Source organism: Peptidiphaga sp., from assembly GCF_057238965.1.
The window spans coordinates 1-8,308 of the sequence record NZ_DBHHEV010000100.1 but is presented as its reverse complement, the minus strand read 5'-3'; the positions used below and the strand labels follow the sequence as shown (position 1 = coordinate 8,308).

The following is an 8,308-nucleotide window of genomic DNA, read 5'->3' as shown; positions in this document are numbered from 1 at the left end:
TCGAACGCGCCGCGCCGACCTCCGGGCCGAGGAACCTTCCCGCGAGCTCGCCGAAGCGGGCGGGGTCCCCCGTCGCGTAGAAGCGGCGGTCGGGCTCGTTTCCGGGCGGGGCGAACAGGTCCCGGGAGGCGAGCTCGGCGTAGACGTCACGGGCGGTCTCGTCGGCGGACGAAACGAGCGTGACGGACTCGCCCATCGTGTATCCGATGGCCCCCGCAAGCAGCGGATAATGCGTGCATCCGAGCACGAGTGTGTCCACGCCGGCGTCGCGCACGGGCGCGAGGTAGCGCTCGGCGACCTCCTCGACCTGCGGGCCCGCGGTGATCCCCGCCTCGACCAGCTCGACGAACTCGGGGCAGGCCGCAGTCGTCAGCGTCAGGTCCGGCGCCGCCGCGAAGGCGTCCTCGTAGGCGCCCGACCCGATTGTCGCCGCCGTTCCGATGACTCCGATGCGCCGGTTCCGCGTGGCTGACACCGCGCGCCTGACCGCGGGCTGGATGACTTCGACGACGGGGATCGAACGCGCGGCCTGATAGCGCTCGCGCGCGTCGTGCAACACCGCGGCCGACGCCGAGTTGCAGGCGATGACGAGCATTTTGACGCCGGAGTCGACGAGGCTGTCCATGATGTCCAAGGCCAGCTCGCGCACCTGGGCGATCGGCTTCGGCCCGTACGGAGTGTGGGCGGTGTCGCCGATGTAGGTGATCGACTCCTCCGGGAATTGGTCGATGATCGCGCGCGCAACGGTGAGCCCGCCAACGCCGGAGTCGAAGATGCCTATGGGGCGAAAGTCCATGGACAAAACTTTATCGGTGAGGAGTCTTATTCCTCGCAGCCAAAAGCAGTGACTCTTGCCACCAGGTAACCATCGTGTAGAGAACGCGAAGCAATTCGTCGGGGGTCTGCACCTCGCGCTGATTGCCCTTGCCGTTTGCCCCCGTGATGTCCTGGGCTGCCTCGTAGATCTCCCGTCCGTCCTCCTCGCCTTGGATGTCCAGGCGCGAGGCGAGCACCAGCCGGATCGAGTTGATCGCCGATATCCACCCGGGCATGTCCTCATTGCCGACCCACACGTCGTCCGTGGCCCCGTTGACCGACCGCCACAGTACGAACAGATGCTCGGCCTTGGCGGCCGACAGGCTCGCAGAGGTCATCTCCCGCAGAGCCTCGGCCTGCCTCGGGTCCTCGGACATGTCCGGAAGGAGCCGGAACATCGCGTCGTCGATGGGCCTGCGTCCGCCCGACCGCCCGGAGTCCGCCAGCTCTGGGTCCGCCCGTCCGGAGCTCGCATACCCGTCTGCGACGCCGGAGAGCTCGGCCTCGTAAACGGCGAGCGGATCCTCCCCCGCCGCGTCGGAGCTCTCGCGTTCGGCCAGATCGGCCATCGAATGGCCGAGCATCTCGACGACGTCGCACGCCATCCGCGCAAGCAGACGCCGCTCGGTCTCCTGCGCTTTGGACAGGTAGCCGCCCCTCCAGGGTCTGAACGCCTCCATCGCCCTCACTCCGCCTCTTCGATCGTCGCCCACAGCCCGTAGGACTGCATGGCCTGAGCGTCGGCCTCCATCTGCTCGCGCGCCCCGCGCGAGACGACGGCCCGGCCCTCGTTGTGCACTTGGAGCATGAGCATGCGCGCCCGGCGCCTGCTCATGTGGAAATAGCTTTCGAAAACCCACTCGACGTACGTCATGAGATTGACCGGGTCATTGTGGACAACCGTCCTCCAGGTCCCGAACCTCGCGGGGACCTCCGCTGGCGCTGGCGTCGAAGAGGGTGTCGACTGGCTGTTCACACAACTAGTCTACCCGTAACCATGCTGTTTTGAGACGTTTCGCCCCGGTTTTCTCCGGCGACGCTTCGGCGGCCTGCAGCATGCGAAAACCCAGCCTCCGCGCACAACGGCTCGCGTTGGATTCTCCTGTTCCGAGGGGAGCGTCGCATCCCCCAGCCTCCGCGCACAACGGCTCGCGTGCCGTCTGAGGCAGTCTCCCGGCACGCCCATCCCGCAGTCCGGAGACAAGCCCGACGGGCAAACGGGCGGTTCGCTGCAGACCCAGCCGGCAGCCTCGCAGCACATTCAACCGGCAACCTCACAGCAAGCTCGACCGGCAACCTCACAGCAAGCTCGACCGGCAACCTCACAGCAAGCCCGACCGGCAACCTCGACAAGCTTCGCGCCCGCGCCCCATGCCCCTGCCCGCCCTGAGCGGCGCGCAAATCGGCCGCCGGCCTGTGCGATCGGCGTCCAAGCCCGGCTCGCCCGCAGCGGCGTCCGGCGTTCAACTCGCGTACAATTGCCGCATGGCATTCTCCACGACGTCGCTCATGACCGACATGTACGAGCTGACGATGGTCGACGCAGCCATCGCCTCCGGCACCGCCGAAAGGAAGTGTGTCTTCGAGGCCTTCGGGCGCAGGCTTCCCGGCGAGAGGCGCTACGGCGTGGTCTGCGGCACCGGGCGCCTCCTCGAAGCGATCCGCGATTTCCGCTTCAACCCCGAGGAAATCGAGTATCTCGCGTCTCGCGCGATCGTCTCAGACCGCACCGCCGAGTACCTCGCCGACTACCGCTTCACGGGCGACGTTTACGGGTATGCCGAGGGCGAATGCTATTTCCCGCACTCCCCCGTACTCACGGTCACCGGCTCATTCGCCGAATGCGTCGTGTTGGAGACGGTCATCCTTTCGATCCTCAACCACGATTCGGCGGTGGCCACGGCCGCCTCCCGCATGACGGCCGCCGCCCACGGCCGCCCCTGCCTGGAATTCGGCGCGCGCCGCACGCACGAAACCGCGGCCGTCCACGCCGCGCGCGCCGCCGTGATCGCGGGTTTCACGGCGACGTCGGACCTGGAAGGCGGGCGCACCTATGACCTCGGCGTCGCCGGGACGTCCGCGCATTCCTTCACCCTCGTCCACGATTCGGAGAAGGAGGCGTTCGCCGCCCAGATCGCGACGATGGGAACGGGAACCACTTTGCTGGTGGACACCTACGACATCACCGAGGGCGTGAACAACGCCGTCGCCGCCGCACGCGAGGCCGGCGGCGAGCTGGGCGCGGTCCGGCTCGATTCGGGCGACCTCGTCGCCCAGGCGTTCACCGTGCGCAAGCAGCTCGACGACCTCGGCGCGACATCGACGAAGATCACCGTCACGAGCGACCTCGATGAATACTCCATCGCCGCCCTCGGCGCCGCGCCGGTAGATTCTTACGGCGTCGGAACGAGGGTCGTGACCGGCTCGGGGCATCCGACGGCGGAGATGGTCTACAAGCTCGTCCAACGCGAGGGCGCCGACGGAAAAATGCACGAAGTGGCCAAAAGCTCGAAGAACAAGGCGAGCGTGGGAGGGCTCAAGGTCGCGGGCCGCGTCTGCGACCAGCGTGGCAGCGCCGCCCAGGAGCTCGTCGTCTCGGCCGGAAGCTGGCAGGAGGGCCTTGACTACCTCGAGCGGGCGGGCGCCCGCCCCCTTCAGGTAAAGCTCGTCGACGCCGGCGCGATCGACGAATCCCGGATCGGGAAGGCAGCCATCGCAGCGGCCGCCGCCCGCCACGAGGAATCCCGCGCCGAGCTGCCCTACGACGGCTGGCGCCTCTCCAGCGGCGAGCCCGCCGTCCCCACCAAAATGCTCGACATCTTCGAGGGCGACGACTGACACTTGCGGCTCATTGAATAAAGGCCGCGTTTCGTGTAGCGTATAAATACAAACACCGGCCCCTCTCACGTATCACAGGCTTCGGCCGCCGATGCGCGATGGGTCGGTTTTCTTAACTAGACATGTGGACGGACAATGAAGTACCAGAAACCGCATCTGACATATGAAGAGCAAATCGAGCTCCTTCGTGACCGGGGGCTGATCATCTCCAACCCCGCCCAGGCGATCAGACACCTCAAAAGGATTGGTTACTATCGCCTTTCAGGCTATCTTTACTCGCTGCGGCAGAAAAATCACCAAACAGCGCATCAGAAGAGACTCCCAAAGCGTCTCGATAATTTCATCGACGGAGCACAAATCGAAGACGGCGTCGCCCTTCACGATTTCGATCACAAACTTCGCCTTGCATTATTGGACGGTCTTCAGCAGATCGAAGTTGGCCTACGGGTGAAAATAGGACATACCCTCGGCAAGCGAGGAGCCCTTGCACATCTTGATCCCACCAACCTAGGTGCGAAGGCAAACGAGCCTCATTCACGAAAATCTTCAAAAGACAAGAAACTGACGCGCTACGAAATTTGGCGTAAAGAATATCACATTTATCAAGAAAATGCCCAAAAAGGGAAACAAGACTATGTTCTCCACTTCACGAGGAACTATAACGGAGAAGTTCCAATTTGGGCCGCAGTCGAGTTCATGCCTTTCGGTTGCCTCGTCAGTCTTCTTGAGCTCCTTGAGCCAAAAGATCAGAACCGTATATCTCGCGACCTTGGCATAAAAGCTCAGGAGATTCTCCTTGGTTGGCTGCGCCCGCTCAATGTATTGAGAAATCACTGTGCACATTCCAACCGTGTGTGGAATCGGCCGATAGTCTTCCAGGCGGACAAACTCAATCCCTGCATGCTCTTATTTCCCGAACTTTTAAATCATCTGCAAGCTTCGCCTGAAGCCACCGTAGATCGCCGCCGAGTCTACTTCCATGCTGCGACGGCAGCGTATTTGCTACGTGCGATAGACCCTGACGCGAGTTGGGGTGATGAATTCGTTTCCGTCATGAAGGGGTTCCCAGAGCATGTGCGAAAGTTCAAACTTTCTCCCGAACGTTCTATGGGATTCACAGATGACTGGGACAAAGAGCAACTTTGGATGCCATAGCTCTTAGAGAGCAATCGCGGCGCTCTCCCAAGCCCGTTTTCGAGCCTCGCCAGTCCTAGCAATGCACCTGCTCGTAGACGCTCCCTTCGAGATCGTGCATCTGCTTCTCGACGCTGCCTGCCAGCGCGGCATCGTCGAGGCGAAGACCGAGCTCAACGTTCCGTTCCTCGGCGCTGTACGAAAAGTTCGCACTCCCTACCAGCAGGAAACGGTGGTCAATGCTGAGAAACTTGGTATGGCTTGTAACGGCGCGCTTTCCGTCTTCGGGGGCCCGCGTTCGCATGACGACGGCACCGCGCAGCTGCCGGGCGACGTCGCCAGTGTCCAGACCTCGGTTACGTCCCGATCGACTCTTTCCACGATTTCGACCTCTTCCACGGTCCGCGTCGAAGGGCCCGTCAGCGGCCTGGGCATCCAGGTACAGGCGCACGGCAACGCCCGGATTCTCCCGACGCAGTCTCAATAACGCCGACCACAGCGCTGATGTGGGTTGGAGATTGAAGGTGGCGCAGACGACGGAAACATTGGCTCCGCCGACCAACGCAAAGACGTCTCCTGTGAGCGGCCCGCCGCCAACCGTCCCGGCGGGGGCAGTCCACACTGGGGTCACATCCCTCAGTTTCGCAGCCGCCCCGGCGACGGCGCCGAGCACAGCAACAGACAGCTCCCTGGCCTGCGGACCGAGGCCTCCTGCGTTCATCAGCTCTCGTGCCCGCCGTCGTCTGGACGCAGGCACGACGACGAGAGCCTGGCTCAAAGTGGCTCCCGCCGCAAGGCGAGCGGCTATTCCGTCGGCTTCGCTCCCCGTGAGAAAGGCCCCCAGAGCACGGAGCGATTCGAGACTCTCGGCTGACACGTAGCTCACTGTGCCCGGCAGTCGCTGAAGAAGGCGAGGTCGGAAACGTCCATGTCGGTCTTTCCGTCGTCGACTTTGAAATCTGACAGAGGCACAACAAAGCGGCGATCGAGAAAACGGTTGGCGCGTTCGCAGGAGGTCTCCGAGACCATCGCGCAGCAGTGGCAGGCGGCGCCGTGGAGGAAGTCCTCGGGGTCCTGAGGGATGCGCCGAGCGCAGACGGGGTCTGAAGAGCAGCGGGTCATGGCGCGCAGCGTGCGGCTGACGATTTCGGCGAGACGGTTAGGCTCAGACAGCGAAACCAGCCCGCCCAAAGTTCCGTCTGAATCGGAAGCGGTTGTGGTCAGCAGCATTCCCGCCGCGGCCTTTCGCTGCTCGTTGGCGGGCCAGGCATAGAGGCGTTCGCTGATGGAAGCGGCCCCGTAGCCTGAGGACATCGCCATCTGGCGGATGAGCCCGTGTGCAAGCGTGTGAACAAGCCAGTAGCGAGGCGGCGCCAGGCGATCGTCGGGATCAACCTGCTTGGCGGTCTCAGAGAATCGGCGCTCGAAATTGCGGCGGTGGGCGCTGCGATGGTGCGCCCACACGGGGCTCGCGAGCACTTTGGCTTCCCACCGGGCGACGGCGTCTTCGTCAAGCTGGATGAAGATCCCCTCGCCGCGGTCCTCTGTGGCGGGAACCCAGGCAGGTCGGCCAGAACGGACCAGGGACACGAGCCGGGCCTCCGAGTCGTCGACTCGGTCAAAGTCATCGACGCGTGTGAAGCCCAGGACGGCGTTGACTTTGCGCAGACGGTCGACGGCGAGCACACGGCTCACGTTTTCAGGAACGTCGCCGAGGCTGCGCGGGGAGACGACGAGCCCGCTGGCGGGGTCTTCATGGCGATCCCCCGGAGGCTCTCGCAGAAGATAGTTCCACTCGGGGACGAGAAGGTCCACGGGGTCCCAGTTTTCGCGGGATTTACGTTGGTCCTCCTCATCGACTTCTGGAAGGTCAAGAAGTCTCAAAAGCTCGGCCAGCTCGCGGTCATCAAGGGCAAGCAACTCGGCCGCCTCGGCGCCGCCACGTTTCAGGAGTAAGCGAACGAAGTTGAGATCGTTTCCCACCAGTTCCCGGTCATCTCCGAGAGCGCGGCCCAGCGTCGCGACCCGATCCCGCTTCACCTCGGCGGGGTCGAAGCGCGGCATGTCGATGATGGACTGCGTGGCCGCGAACCAGAGATTCGAGGCGCCTACAAGCATGACACGCGGCTCGGCCTCACACCCTTCCGCTTCGAAGGTTCCCAGATGAGGGTGGCGGCCTCGGCAACGAGGGAGCCGCTTGCGCCCTTCTTCTCCTTGGGCTTGCGCCATCCCCCTGCGCGCTCCGCAGGCACGGCAAGAAATGACGGCGGTGGCGCCTCCTTGGGTTGTGTCGGTCATGGACAGCTCGGGATGGGATGCCTTGGGGCACTGGGTTCCTTCGTGGACCCACCAGTCGTAGGGAAACTCGTCAAGATGCCCGTTGGGGCAGACGATGAGGTAACGGGCCGGAACACAGGGCGAGCGTCGTTTTCCTTTTCGCCTGTTCGCATTCTTCGACCCTCTAGGCCCATTTCCCCGAGCTGACCGCCCAGGGCAGTCAATGTGCTCGAAAATCGCCTGATCGGGGCGGAAAGGATGGTCGTTCTTGTAACCGTTGACGAAACGGCTCAGCAAAGCGAGAAGGTCGCAGCCTGTGCAACGCAGCCACTGGGGGAAAACCAGCGCGGGCACGCCTAGGTCGTCACCGTCGCGGCGTACGCCGGGCCGCGGCGGCTGCCAGGGAAAGCGCCGCAGCTCGCCCACCTGGCGGCCGAGCATAATCTGCACGGCTTCCAAGAGCCTGGGCGCGTGGATGGTTGCCGGCACCGCGTCGCGCCGCCGCCAAATCCGCTCCCAATCGTCCAGCCCCGTGGGCATGATCGTGAAATGAGGCAAATCGATGACGGCGCCGGGGCCGTAGGTGTACAGCAGCGTCGTCGGCCTAGAGGAACCGACCTTGGCGAAGTTCTTCTTGGCCTGGTCTTCTCGGAGACGATCGGCGTCGCCAAAGGGGTCGACGCCGATGCCGTCGTCGGGTGCATCTATCGATTCCTGCTGGAAACTTGCGCCTTGAATGTCCTGGTCCTCGCTCATCGCTCCTCCTTCTCGGCGTCGTCCCTGCCGGCCTCACCGAAATCGCCGCCCGTTCCTTCGTCCTCTTTCGGTTCCTGTCGCCGCCAAGCCGGAGCGCCATCGAGCGCCGCATCGGCAAGGCGCTGGGGATCGGGAGAGACGAGGAGATTGATCTCGGGCTGTACCTCCCGCATGGATCCGGCGACGACGAACGGCGGTTCGTCCGGCCGCAGGCCGCGACTGCTCATTGCCTCGGCCAAGCGGAGCAGCGGAAAGTACCGGGAGTTGTCGGCGCCGCGCTCGTAAACGAGCTCACCGCCCTTTTTCTCAACTTCCCTCCTGCGTTTCTTCCACTCCCCCAAGCGGCTGGAGAGACGATCGCGTGAATATTTTGCCTCCTCCTCGCCAGCGGCCGCCCCAATACGGTCAGCAAGGCGCTTCACAAGCAAATCGAGGGCCTCCCCCTGCTCGGCGACGCACCCAGCGTTGTGCTCGGGGTTGAGCCCGT

7 protein-coding genes and 1 pseudogene are annotated in these 8,308 nt (G+C 63.9%); 2 read left to right on the top strand and 6 right to left on the bottom strand.

Features of this window, described 5'->3' with window-relative positions:
* The 3 genes from murI to clpS form a co-directional block, all read right to left on the bottom strand.
* The coding region (gene murI / locus ACO48X_RS09920; RefSeq protein WP_485001928.1) for a glutamate racemase at positions 1–796 on the bottom strand (796 nt) is incomplete at its 3' end.
* A 10-nt stretch (positions 797–806) separates the two neighbouring features.
* The gene (locus ACO48X_RS09915; RefSeq protein ID WP_485001927.1) at positions 807–1,496 is read right to left on the bottom strand and encodes a DUF2017 family protein; all 690 of its coding nucleotides are present in this window, start codon (positions 1,494–1,496) and stop codon (positions 807–809) included.
* A 5-nt stretch (positions 1,497–1,501) separates the two neighbouring features.
* Positions 1,502–1,792, bottom strand: a complete 291-nt coding sequence (clpS, locus tag ACO48X_RS09910) for an ATP-dependent Clp protease adapter ClpS (RefSeq protein WP_485001926.1) — start codon at positions 1,790–1,792, stop codon at positions 1,502–1,504.
* Positions 1,793–2,301: 509 nt separating this feature from the next.
* On the opposite strand from clpS, the gene ACO48X_RS09905 reads away from it, so the two are divergent.
* A complete protein-coding gene (locus ACO48X_RS09905; protein WP_485001925.1) occupies positions 2,302–3,654 on the top strand; it encodes a nicotinate phosphoribosyltransferase in 1,353 nt (450 codons plus the stop codon).
* Between the two features lie 135 nt (positions 3,655–3,789).
* Positions 3,790–4,809, top strand: coding sequence for an Abi family protein (locus tag ACO48X_RS09900; protein WP_485001924.1), 1,020 nt, complete (start codon positions 3,790–3,792; stop codon positions 4,807–4,809).
* 55 nt (positions 4,810–4,864) lie between these two features.
* Here the strand turns inward: ACO48X_RS09900 and ACO48X_RS09895 are convergent, their stop codons facing one another.
* From ACO48X_RS09895 to ACO48X_RS09885, 3 genes and pseudogenes are all read right to left on the bottom strand, one after another.
* A complete protein-coding gene (locus ACO48X_RS09895; RefSeq protein WP_485001923.1) occupies positions 4,865–5,509 on the bottom strand; it encodes a phospholipase D-like domain-containing protein in 645 nt (214 codons plus the stop codon).
* Between the two features lie 161 nt (positions 5,510–5,670).
* Positions 5,671–7,821: a DrmB family protein gene (gene drmB / locus ACO48X_RS09890; RefSeq protein ID WP_485001922.1), complete on the bottom strand. Its 2,151-nt coding sequence runs from the start codon at positions 7,819–7,821 to the stop codon at positions 5,671–5,673.
* Positions 7,818–8,308 (bottom strand): annotated as a pseudogene (locus ACO48X_RS09885) (hypothetical protein); the annotation flags it as partial. The pseudogene ACO48X_RS09885 and the gene drmB, both read right to left, overlap by 4 nt.